11 protein-coding genes are annotated in these 15,785 nt (G+C 52.2%); 6 read left to right on the top strand and 5 right to left on the bottom strand.

The annotated features are described in order from the left end of the window. The first annotated feature begins 76 nt into the window (after positions 1-76). From rplK to rpoC, 6 genes are all read left to right on the top strand, one after another. Positions 77-505 (top strand): 50S ribosomal protein L11, encoded by a 429-nt coding sequence (rplK, locus tag HV107_RS11220; protein ID WP_008503452.1) that lies wholly within the window; start codon positions 77-79, stop codon positions 503-505. A gap of 3 nt (positions 506-508) precedes the next feature. Continuing rightward, positions 509-1,213 (top strand): 50S ribosomal protein L1, encoded by a 705-nt coding sequence (rplA, locus tag HV107_RS11225; RefSeq protein ID WP_006176745.1) that lies wholly within the window; start codon positions 509-511, stop codon positions 1,211-1,213. 291 nt (positions 1,214-1,504) lie between these two features. Then, on the top strand, positions 1,505-2,002 hold the full coding sequence (gene rplJ / locus HV107_RS11230; RefSeq protein ID WP_182063248.1) for a 50S ribosomal protein L10: 498 nt from the start codon (positions 1,505-1,507) through the stop codon (positions 2,000-2,002). Positions 2,003-2,068: 66 nt separating this feature from the next. Beyond that, the gene (gene rplL / locus HV107_RS11235) at positions 2,069-2,434 is read left to right on the top strand and encodes a 50S ribosomal protein L7/L12 (RefSeq protein WP_000028879.1); all 366 of its coding nucleotides are present in this window, start codon (positions 2,069-2,071) and stop codon (positions 2,432-2,434) included. 320 nt (positions 2,435-2,754) lie between these two features. Continuing rightward, the gene (gene rpoB / locus HV107_RS11240; protein ID WP_182063249.1) at positions 2,755-6,783 is read left to right on the top strand and encodes a DNA-directed RNA polymerase subunit beta; all 4,029 of its coding nucleotides are present in this window, start codon (positions 2,755-2,757) and stop codon (positions 6,781-6,783) included. A gap of 76 nt (positions 6,784-6,859) precedes the next feature. Beyond that, positions 6,860-11,083: a DNA-directed RNA polymerase subunit beta' gene (gene rpoC, locus HV107_RS11245; RefSeq protein ID WP_182063250.1), complete on the top strand. Its 4,224-nt coding sequence runs from the start codon at positions 6,860-6,862 to the stop codon at positions 11,081-11,083. A gap of 114 nt (positions 11,084-11,197) precedes the next feature. On the opposite strand, the gene HV107_RS11250 is transcribed toward rpoC, so the two are convergent. The 5 genes from HV107_RS11250 to thiG all read right to left on the bottom strand — a co-directional run bounded on the left by HV107_RS11250 (position 11,198) and on the right by thiG (position 15,785). Then, positions 11,198-11,515: a PTS lactose/cellobiose transporter subunit IIA gene (locus HV107_RS11250; protein ID WP_061706801.1), complete on the bottom strand. Its 318-nt coding sequence runs from the start codon at positions 11,513-11,515 to the stop codon at positions 11,198-11,200. Between the two features lie 3 nt (positions 11,516-11,518). Then, positions 11,519-11,824: a PTS sugar transporter subunit IIB gene (locus HV107_RS11255; protein ID WP_182063251.1), complete on the bottom strand. Its 306-nt coding sequence runs from the start codon at positions 11,822-11,824 to the stop codon at positions 11,519-11,521. Positions 11,825-12,004: 180 nt separating this feature from the next. After that, positions 12,005-13,546, bottom strand: a complete 1,542-nt coding sequence (locus HV107_RS11260; protein WP_182063252.1) for a sensor domain-containing diguanylate cyclase — start codon at positions 13,544-13,546, stop codon at positions 12,005-12,007. Between the two features lie 338 nt (positions 13,547-13,884). Beyond that, entirely contained in the window at positions 13,885-15,018 is a 1,134-nt protein-coding gene (thiH, locus tag HV107_RS11265; RefSeq protein ID WP_182063253.1) for a 2-iminoacetate synthase ThiH, read from the bottom strand. After that, a complete protein-coding gene (gene thiG, locus HV107_RS11270) occupies positions 15,018-15,785 on the bottom strand; it encodes a thiazole synthase (protein WP_182063254.1) in 768 nt (255 codons plus the stop codon). Before thiG ends, thiH begins: the two co-directional genes overlap by 1 nt.

A 15,785-nucleotide genomic window follows, 5' to 3' on the forward strand; every position in this document is an offset into this window, starting at 1 on the left:
GGCTAAGCCCGTAAAACGATTTTTACATCACGGGGAGCTTCTCTGAAGCGCTATCACCCAATTTGAGGATTTTAGAATGGCTAAGAAAGTACAAGCCTACGTCAAGCTGCAGGTTGCAGCTGGTATGGCGAACCCAAGTCCACCAGTTGGTCCAGCTCTGGGTCAGCAGGGTGTTAACATCATGGAATTCTGTAAAGCGTTCAACGCCAAAACCGAATCCCTGGAAAAAGGTCTGCCAATTCCAGTCGTAATCACTGTTTACGCTGACCGTTCTTTCACTTTCGTTACCAAAACCCCTCCAGCAGCAGTTCTGCTGAAGAAAGCGGCTGGTATCAAGTCTGGTTCCGGTAAACCGAACAAAGACAAAGTGGGTAAAATTTCCCGCGCTCAGCTGCAGGAAATCGCGCAGACCAAAGCTGCCGACATGACTGGTGCCGACATTGAAGCGATGACTCGCTCAATCGAAGGTACTGCACGTTCCATGGGCCTGGTAGTGGAGGACTAAGAAATGGCTAAACTGACCAAGCGCATGTCCGTGATCCGTGACAAAGTTGATGCGACCAAACAGTACGACATCAACGAAGCTATCGCTCTGCTGAAAGAACTGGCTACTGCTAAGTTCGTTGAAAGCGTTGACGTTGCTGTTAACCTGGGCATCGATGCTCGTAAATCTGATCAGAACGTTCGTGGTGCAACTGTACTGCCACACGGTACTGGCCGTTCCGTTCGCGTAGCCGTATTTGCTCAGGGTGCCAACGCAGAAGCTGCTAAAGCTGCTGGCGCTGAACTGGTAGGTATGGAAGATCTGGCTGACCAGATCAAGAAAGGCGAAATGAACTTTGACGTTGTTATTGCATCTCCAGATGCAATGCGCGTTGTTGGCCAGCTGGGCCAGGTTCTGGGTCCACGCGGCCTGATGCCAAACCCGAAAGTGGGTACTGTAACTCCTAACGTTGCTGAAGCGGTTAAGAACGCTAAAGCAGGTCAGGTTCGTTATCGTAACGACAAAAACGGCATCATCCACACCACCATCGGTAAAGTGGACTTTGACGCTGACAAACTGAAAGAAAACCTGGAATCTCTGCTGGTTGCGCTGAAAAAAGCTAAACCAACTCAGGCTAAAGGCGTGTACATCAAGAAAGTTAGCATCTCCACCACCATGGGTGCAGGTGTTGCAGTTGATCAGGCTGGCCTGAGCGCTGCTGCAAACTAATGCCTTTACGTGGGCGGTGATTTTGTCTACAATCTTACCCCCACGTTTGCTAACGAAAGTTAGCGGCTAAAAGATTTGTTCGTTGGAGCCTGGCCTAATCCAGGCCTCCGTCGAAGACCGCAGGTGTTTCGCAAGAGACTTAATCCCCTGCGTAGACGGTGACAGAACGCTAAGATTATTTTTTGATACTCTGGCTTGTTTCTGCTCACCGTATTAAGACGCTCTTTCCGTTGGAATGAGTGAAGTGAGTTCCGGAACATGAGTTCCGGCAAACATCCAGGAGCAAAGCTAATGGCTTTAAATCTTCAAGACAAACAAGCGATTGTTGCTGAAGTCAGCGAAGTAGCCAAAGGCGCGCTGTCTGCAGTAGTTGCGGATTCCCGTGGCGTTACTGTAGACAAAATGACTGAACTGCGTAAAGCAGGTCGTGAAGCTGGCGTATACATGCGTGTTGTTCGTAACACCCTGCTGCGTCGCGTAGTTGAAGGTACTCCATTCGAGTGCCTGAAAGACACGTTTGTTGGTCCGACCCTGATTGCATACTCTATGGAACACCCGGGCGCTGCTGCTCGTCTGTTCAAAGAGTTCGCGAAAGCGAATGCAAAATTTGAGGTCAAAGCTGCAGCCTTTGAAGGTGAGTTGATCACGGCATCGAACATCGATCGCCTGGCAACCCTGCCGACCTACGAAGAAGCAATTGCACGCCTGATGGCAACCATGAAAGAAGCTTCGGCTGGCAAACTGGTTCGCACTCTGGCTGCTGTTCGCGATGCGAAAGAAGCTGCTTAATAGCAGTTATCTTTATAAAGCATTTGCTTACGTATAAACTTATTCTGATTTTCAGGAACAATTTAAATGTCTATCACTAAAGATCAAATCATTGAAGCAGTTGCAGCTATGTCCGTAATGGACGTTGTAGAACTGATCTCTGCAATGGAAGAAAAATTCGGTGTTTCCGCTGCTGCTGCTGTAGCTGTAGCTGCTGGCCCGGTTGAAGCTGCTGAAGAAAAAACTGAATTCGACGTAATTCTGAAAGCTGCTGGCGCTAACAAAGTTGCTGTTATCAAAGCAGTACGTGGCGCAACTGGCCTGGGTCTGAAAGAAGCTAAAGACCTGGTAGAATCTGCCCCAGCTGCGCTGAAAGAAGGCGTGAGCAAAGACGACGCAGAAGCACTGAAAAAATCTCTGGAAGAAGCTGGCGCTGAAGTTGAAGTTAAATAAGCCAACTTTTCTGGTTGCAGCCTAAGTAATTAGGCTGATGGCTGGTGACTTTTTAGTCACCAGCCTTTTTGCGCTGTAAGGCATCAGTAGCATTTCACACTGTTTGACTGCTGATTGTCCTGACAATGCTTGTTTCTATCGACGCCTTAATATACTGCGACAGGGTGCTCGCTCTGTGTAAATCGCAACGAAATGGTTTAAGCGTGATAGCAACAGGTATTGCGGAAAGTATTCAATTTTCCGATCAAAAAAATGGTGTTGCACAAACTGTCCCTTCGTCGGACAGATGGGTCGACTTGTCAGCGAGCTGAGGAACCCTAATGGTTTACTCCTATACCGAGAAAAAACGTATTCGTAAGGATTTTGGTAAACGTCCACAAGTTCTGGATATACCTTATCTCCTTTCTATCCAGCTTGACTCGTTCCAGAAGTTTATCGAGCAAGATCCTGAAGGGCAGTATGGTCTGGAAGCAGCTTTCCGTTCCGTATTCCCGATTAAAAGCTATAGCGGTAATTCTGAGCTGCAATACGTCAGCTACCGCCTTGGCGAACCGGTGTTTGACGTTCAGGAATGTCAGATTCGTGGCGTGACCTATTCCGCACCGCTGCGCGTAAAACTGCGTCTGGTGATCTACGAGCGCGAAGCGCCGGAAGGCACCGTTAAGGACATTAAAGAACAAGAAGTCTACATGGGTGAAATTCCACTCATGACAGACAACGGTACTTTCGTTATCAACGGTACTGAGCGTGTTATCGTTTCCCAGCTGCATCGTAGCCCGGGCGTCTTCTTCGACAGCGATAAAGGTAAAACACACTCTTCCGGTAAAGTACTGTATAACGCGCGCATCATTCCTTACCGTGGTTCCTGGCTGGACTTCGAGTTCGATCCAAAAGACAACCTGTTTGTCCGTATCGACCGTCGTCGTAAACTGCCAGCGACCATCATTTTGCGTGCGCTGCAATACACCACTGAACAGATCCTGGACCTGTTCTTCGAGAAAGTGATCTTTGAAATCCGCGACAACAAGCTGCAAATGGAGCTGGTGCCGGAACGTCTGCGTGGTGAGACCGCGTCGTTCGACATCGAAGCCGACGGCAAAGTGTATGTGGAAAAAGGTCGCCGTATCACTGCGCGCCATATCCGTCAGCTGGAAAAAGATGATATCAAACACATCGAAGTTCCGGTTGAATACATTGCTGGAAAAGTGGTCGCGAAAGATTACGTTGACGAGTCAACGGGTGAGCTGATCTGCGCTGCGAACATGGAGCTGAGCCTGGATCTGCTGGCGAAGCTGAGCCAGTCTGGCCACAAACGTATCGAAACGCTGTTCACCAACGATCTGGACCACGGCGCGTATATGTCTGAGACTATTCGCGTCGACCCAACCACCGATCGTCTGAGCGCGCTGGTAGAAATTTACCGTATGATGCGTCCTGGTGAGCCACCAACTCGCGAAGCGGCGGAAAGCCTGTTCGAGAACCTGTTCTTCTCCGAAGACCGCTATGACCTGTCTGCGGTTGGTCGTATGAAGTTCAACCGTTCTCTGCTGCGCGACGAAATCGAAGGTTCCGGTATCCTGAGCAAAGACGACATCATCGAAGTGATGAAGAAGCTCATCGATATCCGTAACGGCAAAGGCGAAGTGGACGATATCGACCACCTCGGCAACCGTCGTATCCGTTCCGTAGGCGAAATGGCGGAAAACCAGTTCCGTGTTGGCCTGGTACGTGTAGAGCGTGCGGTGAAAGAGCGTCTGTCTCTGGGCGATCTGGATACCCTGATGCCTCAGGATATGATCAACGCCAAACCGATTTCCGCAGCAGTGAAAGAGTTCTTCGGCTCCAGCCAGCTGTCTCAGTTTATGGACCAGAACAACCCGCTGTCTGAGATTACGCACAAACGTCGTATCTCTGCACTCGGCCCAGGCGGTCTGACCCGTGAACGTGCAGGCTTTGAAGTTCGAGACGTACACCCGACTCACTACGGTCGCGTATGTCCAATCGAAACGCCTGAAGGTCCAAACATCGGTCTGATCAACTCCCTGTCCGTGTACGCACAGACTAACGAATACGGCTTCCTCGAGACTCCGTACCGTAAAGTGACTGACGGTGTTGTAACTGACGAAATTCACTACCTGTCTGCTATCGAAGAAGGCAACTACGTTATCGCTCAGGCGAACTCCAACCTGGATGACGAAGGTCACTTTGAAGAAGATCTGGTTACCTGCCGTAGCAAAGGCGAATCCAGCTTGTTCAGCCGCGACCAGGTTGACTACATGGACGTATCCACCCAGCAGGTGGTATCCGTCGGTGCGTCCCTGATCCCGTTCCTGGAACACGATGACGCCAACCGTGCATTGATGGGTGCGAACATGCAACGTCAGGCCGTTCCAACTCTGCGCGCTGATAAGCCGCTGGTTGGTACCGGTATGGAACGTGCTGTTGCCGTTGACTCCGGTGTTACTGCGGTTGCTAAACGTGGCGGTACTGTTCAGTACGTGGATGCTTCCCGTATCGTTATCAAAGTTAACGAAGACGAGATGTACCCAGGTGAAGCAGGTATCGACATCTATAACCTGACCAAGTACACCCGTTCTAACCAGAACACCTGTATCAACCAGATGCCATGTGTGTCTCTGGGTGAGCCAATTGAGCGCGGCGACGTGCTGGCTGACGGCCCGTCTACCGACCTCGGTGAACTGGCGCTCGGTCAGAACATGCGCGTAGCGTTCATGCCGTGGAACGGTTACAACTTCGAAGACTCCATCCTCGTCTCCGAGCGTGTTGTTCAGGAAGATCGTTTCACCACCATCCACATTCAGGAACTGGCATGTGTGTCCCGTGACACCAAGCTGGGGCCAGAAGAGATCACCGCTGACATCCCGAACGTGGGTGAAGCTGCGCTCTCCAAACTGGATGAATCCGGTATTGTTTACATCGGTGCGGAAGTGACCGGCGGCGATATTCTGGTTGGTAAGGTAACACCGAAAGGTGAAACCCAGCTGACGCCAGAAGAGAAACTGCTGCGTGCTATCTTCGGTGAGAAAGCGTCTGACGTTAAAGACTCTTCTCTGCGCGTACCAAACGGTGTTTCCGGTACTGTTATCGACGTTCAGGTCTTCACCCGTGATGGCGTAGAGAAAGACAAACGCGCGCTCGAAATCGAAGAAATGCAGCTCAAACAGGCTAAGAAAGACCTGTCTGAAGAACTGCAAATCCTCGAAGCGGGTCTGTTCAGCCGTATTTATGCGGTGCTGGTTGCCGGTGGTGTTGAAGCTGAGAAGCTCGACAAACTGCCTCGCGATCGCTGGCTGGAACTGGGCCTGACCGACGAAGAGAAACAAAATCAGCTGGAACAGCTGGCTGAGCAGTATGACGAACTGAAACACGAGTTCGAGAAAAAACTCGAAGCGAAACGCCGTAAAATCACTCAGGGCGACGATCTGGCACCAGGCGTGCTGAAGATTGTTAAGGTGTATCTGGCTGTGAAACGTCAGATTCAGCCTGGTGATAAGATGGCAGGTCGTCACGGTAACAAGGGTGTTATCTCCAAGATCAACCCGATCGAGGATATGCCACACGATGCTAACGGTACGCCGGTAGATATCGTACTGAACCCGCTGGGCGTACCATCTCGTATGAACATCGGTCAGATCCTCGAAACCCACCTGGGTATGGCTGCGAAAGGTATCGGCGAGAAAATCAACGCCATGCTGAAACAGCAGCAAGAAGTCGCGAAACTGCGCGAGTTCATCCAGCGTGCGTACGATCTGGGTACTGACGTTCGTCAGAAAGTCGACCTGAACACCTTCAGCGATGATGAAGTTCTGCGTCTGGCGGAAAACCTGCGTAAGGGTATGCCGATCGCAACGCCAGTATTCGACGGTGCAAAAGAGTCTGAAATCAAGGAACTGTTACAGCTGGGTGGCCTGCCGACTTCCGGTCAGATCACTCTGTTCGACGGTCGTACCGGTGAGCAATTCGAGCGCCAGGTTACCGTTGGCTACATGTACATGCTGAAACTGAACCACCTGGTTGATGACAAAATGCACGCGCGTTCTACCGGTTCTTACAGCCTGGTTACTCAGCAGCCGCTGGGTGGTAAGGCTCAGTTCGGTGGTCAGCGCTTCGGTGAGATGGAAGTGTGGGCGCTGGAAGCATATGGCGCAGCATATACCCTGCAAGAAATGCTTACCGTTAAGTCTGATGACGTGAACGGCCGTACGAAGATGTATAAAAACATCGTGGACGGCAACCATCAGATGGAACCAGGTATGCCGGAATCCTTCAACGTACTGTTGAAAGAGATCCGTTCACTGGGTATCAACATCGAGCTGGAAGACGAGTAACTCTCGCTCAAACAGGTCACTGGTGCCGGGTTAATCCCCGGCACCAGATTGTGCTAACTCCGACGGGAGCAAATCCGTGAAAGACTTATTAAAGTTTCTGAAAGCGCAAACTAAAACCGAAGAGTTTGATGCGATCAAAATTGCTCTGGCCTCGCCAGACATGATCCGTTCATGGTCTTTTGGTGAAGTTAAAAAGCCAGAAACCATCAACTACCGTACGTTCAAACCTGAGCGTGACGGCCTTTTCTGTGCGCGTATTTTCGGGCCAGTAAAAGATTACGAGTGCCTGTGCGGTAAGTACAAGCGCCTGAAACACCGTGGTGTTATCTGTGAGAAGTGCGGCGTTGAAGTGACCCAGACTAAAGTGCGTCGTGAGCGCATGGGCCACATCGAGCTGGCGTCTCCGACTGCCCACATCTGGTTCCTGAAATCTCTGCCGTCCCGTATCGGTTTGCTGCTGGATATGCCGCTGCGTGATATCGAACGTGTTCTGTACTTCGAATCTTATGTTGTTATCGAAGGCGGTATGACGAATCTGGAACGTAACCAGATTCTGACCGAAGAACAGTATCTGGACGCGCTGGAAGAGTTCGGTGACGAATTCGACGCGAAGATGGGTGCGGAAGCTATCCAGGCCCTGCTGAAGAGCATGGATCTGGAGCAAGAGTGCGAGCAGCTGCGTGAAGAGCTGAACGAAACCAACTCCGAAACCAAGCGTAAAAAGCTGACCAAGCGTATTAAGCTGCTGGAAGCGTTCGTTCAGTCTGGTAACAAACCAGAGTGGATGATCCTGACCGTTCTGCCGGTTCTGCCGCCAGATCTGCGTCCGCTGGTTCCACTGGATGGTGGTCGTTTCGCAACGTCCGATCTGAACGATCTGTACCGTCGCGTCATCAACCGTAACAACCGTCTGAAGCGCCTGCTGGATCTGGCTGCGCCAGATATCATCGTACGCAACGAAAAACGTATGCTGCAGGAAGCGGTAGATGCCCTGCTGGATAACGGTCGTCGCGGTCGTGCGATCACCGGTTCTAACAAACGTCCTCTGAAATCTTTGGCCGATATGATCAAAGGTAAACAGGGTCGTTTCCGTCAGAACCTGCTCGGTAAGCGTGTTGACTACTCCGGTCGTTCTGTAATCACCGTAGGTCCATACCTGCGTCTGCATCAGTGCGGTCTGCCGAAGAAAATGGCACTGGAGCTGTTCAAACCGTTCATCTACGGCAAGCTGGAACTGCGTGGCCTGGCCACCACCATCAAAGCCGCTAAGAAAATGGTTGAGCGTGAAGAAGCTGTCGTTTGGGATATCCTGGACGAAGTTATCCGCGAACACCCGGTACTACTGAACCGTGCACCAACACTGCACCGTCTGGGTATCCAGGCATTTGAGCCAGTACTGATCGAAGGTAAAGCTATCCAGCTGCACCCGCTGGTTTGTGCGGCCTATAACGCCGACTTCGATGGTGACCAGATGGCTGTTCACGTACCGCTGACGCTGGAAGCCCAGCTCGAAGCGCGTGCGCTGATGATGTCTACCAACAACATCCTGTCCCCAGCGAACGGTGAACCAATCATCGTTCCTTCTCAGGACGTTGTATTGGGTCTGTACTACATGACCCGTGACTGTGTTAACGCCAAAGGCGAAGGCATGGTGCTGACTGGCCCTAAAGAAGCTGAGCGTATTTACCGCGCTGGCCTGGCCTCTCTGCATGCGCGCGTTAAAGTGCGTATCACCGAATATGAAAAAGATGAAAACGGCGAGTTCGTCGCGAAAACCAGCATTAAGGACACGACCGTTGGCCGTGCCATTCTGTGGATGATCGTGCCGAAAGGTCTGCCTTTCTCCATCGTCAACCAGGCGCTGGGCAAGAAAGCAATCTCCAAAATGCTGAACACCTGTTACCGCATTCTGGGCCTGAAGCCGACCGTTATCTTCGCTGACCAGACAATGTACACCGGCTTTGCTTATGCAGCGCGTTCAGGTGCATCTGTTGGTATTGATGACATGGTCATCCCAGAGAAGAAACACGAAATCATCTCTGAAGCGGAAGCTGAAGTTGCTGAGATCCAGGAGCAGTTCCAGTCTGGTCTGGTAACCGCGGGCGAACGCTATAACAAAGTTATCGATATCTGGGCTGCGGCGAACGATCGCGTATCCAAAGCGATGATGGATAACCTGCAAACCGAAACCGTTATTAACCGTGACGGCGTAGAAGAGCAGCAGGTTTCCTTCAACAGCATCTACATGATGGCCGACTCCGGTGCGCGTGGTTCTGCAGCACAGATTCGTCAGCTGGCAGGTATGCGTGGTCTGATGGCGAAGCCAGATGGCTCCATCATCGAAACGCCAATCACCGCGAACTTCCGTGAAGGTCTGAACGTACTCCAGTACTTCATCTCTACTCACGGTGCTCGTAAAGGTCTGGCGGATACCGCACTGAAAACCGCGAACTCCGGTTATCTGACGCGTCGTCTGGTTGACGTTGCGCAGGATCTGGTTGTTACCGAAGACGATTGTGGCACCCTCGAAGGTATCACCATGACCCCGGTTATCGAGGGTGGTGATGTTAAAGAGCCACTGCGCGATCGCGTTCTGGGTCGTGTAGCTGCGGAAGACATCCTGAAGCCGGGTACCGCAGACATTCTGGTTCCACGCAACACGCTGCTGCACGAGCACTGGTGTGATCTGCTGGAAGCCAACTCTGTTGACTCAGTGAAAGTGCGTTCCGTTGTATCCTGTGACACCGACTTTGGTGTTTGTGCGCACTGCTATGGTCGTGACCTGGCGCGTGGCCACATCATCAACAAAGGTGAAGCAATCGGCGTTATCGCGGCACAGTCAATCGGTGAGCCGGGTACACAGCTGACGATGCGTACGTTCCACATCGGTGGTGCGGCATCTCGTGCGGCTGCTGAATCCAGCATCCAGGTGAAAAACAAAGGTAGCATCAAGCTCAGCAACGCGAAGTCTGTTGTTAACTCCGCAGGCAAGCTGGTTGTGACCTCTCGTAACACCGAGCTGAAGCTGATCGACGAATTCGGTCGTACCAAAGAGAGCTATAAAGTGCCTTACGGTGCTGTTATGGCGAAAGGTGATGGCGAGCAGGTTGCTGGCGGCGAAACCGTAGCAAACTGGGATCCACACACCATGCCGGTTATCACCGAAGTAAGTGGTTTCATCCGCTTCACTGACATGATCGACGGCCAGACCATTACTCGTCAGACTGACGAGCTGACCGGTCTGTCTTCTCTGGTGGTTCTGGATTCTGCTGAACGTACTGCCGGTGGTAAAGATCTGCGTCCTGCACTGAAAATCGTTGATGCTCAGGGTAACGACGTTCTGATCCCAGGCACCGACATGCCTGCGCAGTACTTCCTGCCAGGTAAAGCGATCGTTCAGTTGGAAGATGGCATTCAGATCGGTGCGGGTGATGCTCTGGCGCGTATTCCTCAGGAGTCCAGCGGTACCAAGGACATCACCGGTGGTCTGCCACGCGTTGCGGATCTGTTCGAAGCACGTCGTCCGAAAGAGCCTGCAATCCTGGCTGAAATCAGCGGTATCATTTCCTTCGGTAAAGAGACCAAAGGTAAACGCCGTCTGGTTATCACTCCAGTAGATGGTAGCGAGCCGTACGAAGAGATGATTCCTAAGTGGCGTCAGCTCAACGTGTTCGAAGGTGAACGTGTAGAACGTGGTGACGTGGTTTCCGATGGTCCAGAAGCGCCGCACGACATTCTGCGTCTTCGTGGCGTACACGCGGTAACGCGTTACATCACCAACGAAGTACAGGACGTTTACCGTCTGCAAGGCGTTAAGATTAACGATAAGCACATCGAAGTTATCGTTCGTCAGATGCTGCGTAAAGCAACCATCGAAAACGCTGGCAGCTCCGACTTCCTGGAAGGCGAGCAGGTTGAATACTCACGCGTTAAGATCGCTAACCGCGATCTGGAAGCGAACGGCAAAATCGGTGCGACCTTTGCACGTGATCTGCTGGGTATCACCAAAGCGTCTCTGGCAACCGAGTCCTTCATCTCCGCAGCATCGTTCCAGGAGACTACACGTGTCCTGACCGAAGCAGCTGTTGCGGGTAAACGTGATGAACTGCGCGGTCTGAAAGAGAACGTTATCGTGGGTCGTCTGATCCCGGCTGGTACCGGTTATGCGTACCATCAGGATCGTATGCGTCGTCGTGCAGCGGGCGAACTGCCAGCCGCACCGCAGGTCACTGCTGAAGATGCATCCGCGAGCCTGGCAGAACTGCTGAACGCAGGTCTGGGTGGTTCCGACAACGATTAATCGTTGATGCCCGGTGGTGAAAATTGCCGGGCATAGGATCGTAGGTCGGGTAAGCATCGCGCCACCCGACAATAAAAAACCCGCTTCGGCGGGTTTTTTTACATCTGCATGTTTTCAGTTTACCAACGGGATCCGTCGATAAAGCTCAATCATGTCGCCCGCCAGATCCTGGATAACCATCGCGTTCATCAGGTGATCCTGAGAATGAACAGTGATCAGGTTGACCGGAAGCTTCCCGGTGCCTTCATCAAGACCAATCAGCTGCGTCTGGATCGTGTGCGCATGTTTCACATATTCGCGCGACTCTTCCATCGCTTTTTCGGCTTCGGCAAAGTCACCTTTACGAGCCATCTGCAATGCAGTCAGGGCTGCACTGCGCGCTGCGCCCGCATTGACCAGTAATTCCATGATCGTTGTTTCTAAATCTTCCACAGGTCACTCCAGCAGTTTGAGGGCTTTTTCCAGTACGACATCGCCTTTCATCATGCCGTAATCCATCATGTCGATAACCGCGACCTTTTTACCCAGCGGGTCTGCCTGCGCCTGAAGTTTTGCCAGCTCGTATTTTACCTGTGGCCCCAGTAATACGATGTCGGCGGCGGCAATGTTGTCTTTAAACTCCGCAACCGGGACGGCTTTAATGGTTACTTCAACCCCTTTTTTCTGCGCGGCATCTTTCATTCGTTGAACCAGCATACTGGTCGACATTCCCGCTGCACAGCATAAAACGATGTTCTTCATAGTCAGCCTCGATGTACATGTGTTTATTGATAATTATCCCGTGCAGACCGCTTCAACAACCGCTTTACCGCGATTGTGTGTTTGGCATCACAAAGAAATCGGCAATTTTCTGAAACCGGTTACAATTTTACATCTGCAGGCAATATGCCCGTTGAAACGGGCACTGAGAAAGGAGAGGGGTTAGTTATCGGAGGTTTGCAAAATGCGATTTTTACCCTGCTGTTTGGCTTTATAAAGTGCACCATCTACGGTGCCAATAAACTGCTCAAGCGGCTCGAAATGCCATTCGCCCAGCCCGGCGCTGAATGTCACGTGCAGATTCTCTTCTCGCCATGCGCGCTTCTCCACCGCGATACGCCATGTATCCAGTAATTCGTGAGACAGCGCGAACAACTCCGAGCGGAAGATAACCGCAAACTCCTCACCGCCGTAGCGATAAACAGAGACGTTATGTGGCTGCATAACCTGAAGCCCTTCACGCGCGACGTTGCGCAGAACGATATCACCGCTCAAATGTCCCCAGGTGTCATTGATGGATTTGAAGTTATCAATGTCGACCAGCGCCAGGGCAAACGGCTGATGGTTATTGAGCAGCTCAGCAATGTCGTTGTCGAAAGCACGGCGGTTTTTACAGCCTGTCAGCGCATCGTGGGTCGCCTGGCGCACATAGGCAAGTTCCCGTTCTTTGTTTGACTGAATGGTATGGCTGAGCATCGCTTCAAGGCGAGGCGCCGTGCTGACATCCCCGGTTTTGATCGCGTTAATGATGTTCATCAGAACGGTGCGTGAGGCATGACGCAGGTATAAACCAAACAGGATGATAATGAGGCTTGCCAGCGCCAATCCCCAGCCGACGATAGCTGTCTCATGTTGGGTGATCCCGATGAGTGTAGAATCAGCCACCCGGTAGATAACAAACCAGTCGGGGTTGGTAAACGAGTAGTAGTAAAACCAGGTTTTGCTTTCCGGGTCATAAAGATGGCCCTCACCGCTGGTCATTTTATCCATCAGCGCTTCGCTGACGTACGGCTTAAAAAGTGCCCCGGTATCAGGGTGCAGCACGACAGTACCATCCCGCTCCACGATAAAAAACTCGCCTTGTACGGGGGCGACCATTTGCCGCAGTGTAAATCCCATTGACGTCAGGTCGAGGTGAAATGCGAGCGTCCCTTTCAGGCGCCCCTCTGGCGAAATAACGGGTTTAAAGAGTGTGACCGTAGGATGTCCGGTGAAGTAATCCATATAAGGATGGGTATAGCGGCTGAAAGTACTGGCTTCTGCCTGGCCGATAAACCACGGGCGGGTGCGGGCATCAAATGTTTTGCTCTTGTCCGTGGGCAGAACTTCCGGGGCACGCAGATAATGCCCTTGTGTGTCGGCCAGCGAGATGGAAGAGACGGTCGGCATCAGATTCTGAAGATGCATCAATACCTGCAATCCTTCACCTGGATTGGTGTTTATTGTTTGATTCAGCCTGTCGTTACGTGCGAAGAAGGTGGCTGCTCGTCCAAGGATATAGTCATTTTCATGCAGGATGGATTCGGTGTAGATCACCGCAAGGTTGTGGGTGAAGTTTCCGTTAATCTTATGATAATCATTAAGAAAATTACTGCGCTGGGACAGGGTGATAAACACAGCGACCAGAATAAAACTGAGCAGGATCCCCGCGAAACTGACCATAATCGGCCTGGTGAAAGATAGTTTTCTGCTATGAAGTGCCATGAGTTGTAAATCAGTCCAGATGATGTGAGGCGTGAGAGCAATGAGTATCCTCTGAGCATAGTCGCTACCCGGATGTTGGCGGTTAATTATACGCGTAAGGTTTCAATGCAAGATGATTTACCTTAAGAAACGATAATAAATTTCGTATTTATTTGATGAATTAAAATTTTGTTGTAGTGATCAAGAGAAGGCAGGGCGAATCGAGGAAGAAGCTATTCGCCCTGGTCAGCGTCCGTTGCTGACGAAGAAAGCATAAAAAAACCGGGTGATGTCTGACAACCACCCGGTTATAACGCTACGAAGCTTCTCGGCAACTTTCTGCACCGTTGCACGGTGTTTCATCGTAATTGCGAAGCGCGCCCCAACCAGCTATCCCAGTCTTTCCATACCGGCTGTAACCCCTGTTCTGCAAGCGCATCTGCCACGGCTTCAGGGCGTCGGCCATCGTGGGGCGCAAACTGTTCCAGCTCGGGATGGTCATCGGCATAACCCCCTGGCTGGGTTTTGGAAAAGGCACTGACATTGTTGATAGCCAGCGGGATAACACGGTCGCGAAACGCCGGTGATTCGCGTGTGGAGAGTGACAGTTCCACCTCCGGCGCGAACAGGCGAAATGCACAGATGGTCTGAACAAGCTGGCGTTCATCCATCAGCGAAGCCGGCTCTATTCCCCCTGCGCACGGACGCAAACGTGGGAAAGAGATCGAGTAGCGGCTTTGCCAGTAGTGTTGCTGTAGCCACAGCAGGTGCTCCGCCACCATATAGCAATCTACCCGCCAGCTATCAGAAAGCCCAATCAACGCACCCAGCCCGATTTTGTCAATCCCGGCACGTCCAAGCCTGTCTGGCGTCTCCAGCCTGAAGAAAAAATCCTGTTTTTTCCCTTTCAGGTGATGCTGCGCGTACATCGCCTCGTGATAGGTTTCCTGGTAGACCATTACGCCATCAAGCCCCAGGCCTTTAAGCTCGGCGTATTCGTCCTCAGAAAGGGGCTGAACCTCCATCTGTAACGATGAAAACTCGCGGCGAATGGCAGGAAGATGCTGGCGAAAATAGTCCATCCCGACTTTCCCCTGATGCTCTCCGGTTACCAGTAGCAGATGTTCGAATCCCATCTCGCGTATGGCGGCACACTCGCGGGCGATCTCCTGCTCATCCAGCGTTTTGCGTTTGATACGGTTGCTCATGGAAAAACCGCAGTAGGTGCAGTCATTGGCGCACAGGTTAGAGAGATAAAGCGGCACGTAAAAGCTGACTGTGTTGCCAAAACGTTGTCGGGTAAGACGCTGTGCGCGCCGGGCCATCGGCTCCAGATAAGCGCTGGCCGCAGGGGAGAGCAAGGCCATCAGGTCCTCACGGGTCAGATGACGGGCATTTAAAGCCCGCTCCACATCTGCTGACGTTTTACTGTTGATGCGCAGGCGAATATCGTCCCAGTTGAGCTGCCGCCAGCGGTCGGTAAAAGTGGTCATCAGAGCGCCTCCAGAAAGCCGGTCAGCGGGCTGGTGGCCCGCGCAAGAGGGCTACGTGACCCGGGGCCAGACTGACGTGCCAGCATGCCTGCTTCCACCGCCAGACGAAACGCGCGCGCCATCATCACGGGATCGTCTGCCACCGCAATTGCGGTGTTGACCAGTACGGCATCGGCCCCCATTTCCAGCGCCTGCGCGGCATGGCTCGGAACACCAATACCAGCATCAACTACTACTGGTACGGTTGCCTGTTCAATAATTATCTCCAGCATGGCGCGGGTTTCCAGCCCCTGATTGGAACCAATAGGCGCGCCCAGCGGCATCACGGCGGCACAGCCCACTTCTTCCAGCCGTTTGCACAATACCGGATCGGCCCCGCAATAGGGCAGAACGGTAAAACCAAGCTGGACCAGTTTTTCGGCGGCTTTCAGGGTTTCGATTGGGTCGGGCAGCAGCCAGCGGGCATCAGGATGAATTTCAAGTTTCAGCCAGGGCGTCCCCAGCGCTTCTCGTGCCAACTGGGCGGCAAAAATCGCCTCTTCTGCGGTTTTTGCTCCGGAGGTGTTTGGTAGCAAGGTCACGCCAGCCGCCAGCAGTGGCCCGAGTATGGCATCGCTGTGATTGCGCAGATCAACGCGCTTCATAGCGAGCGTTACCAGCTGGCTACCACTTTCCTGAATGGCATCGACCATTAGCTGCGGTGACGCGAATTTTCCGGTTCCGGTAAAGAGATGTGAATCAAAGGTTTTGTCGGCAATACGTAACAT

It is taken from the genome of Enterobacter sp. RHBSTW-00175 (assembly GCF_013927005.1).
Classification (GTDB): Bacteria; Pseudomonadota; Gammaproteobacteria; order Enterobacterales; family Enterobacteriaceae; genus Enterobacter.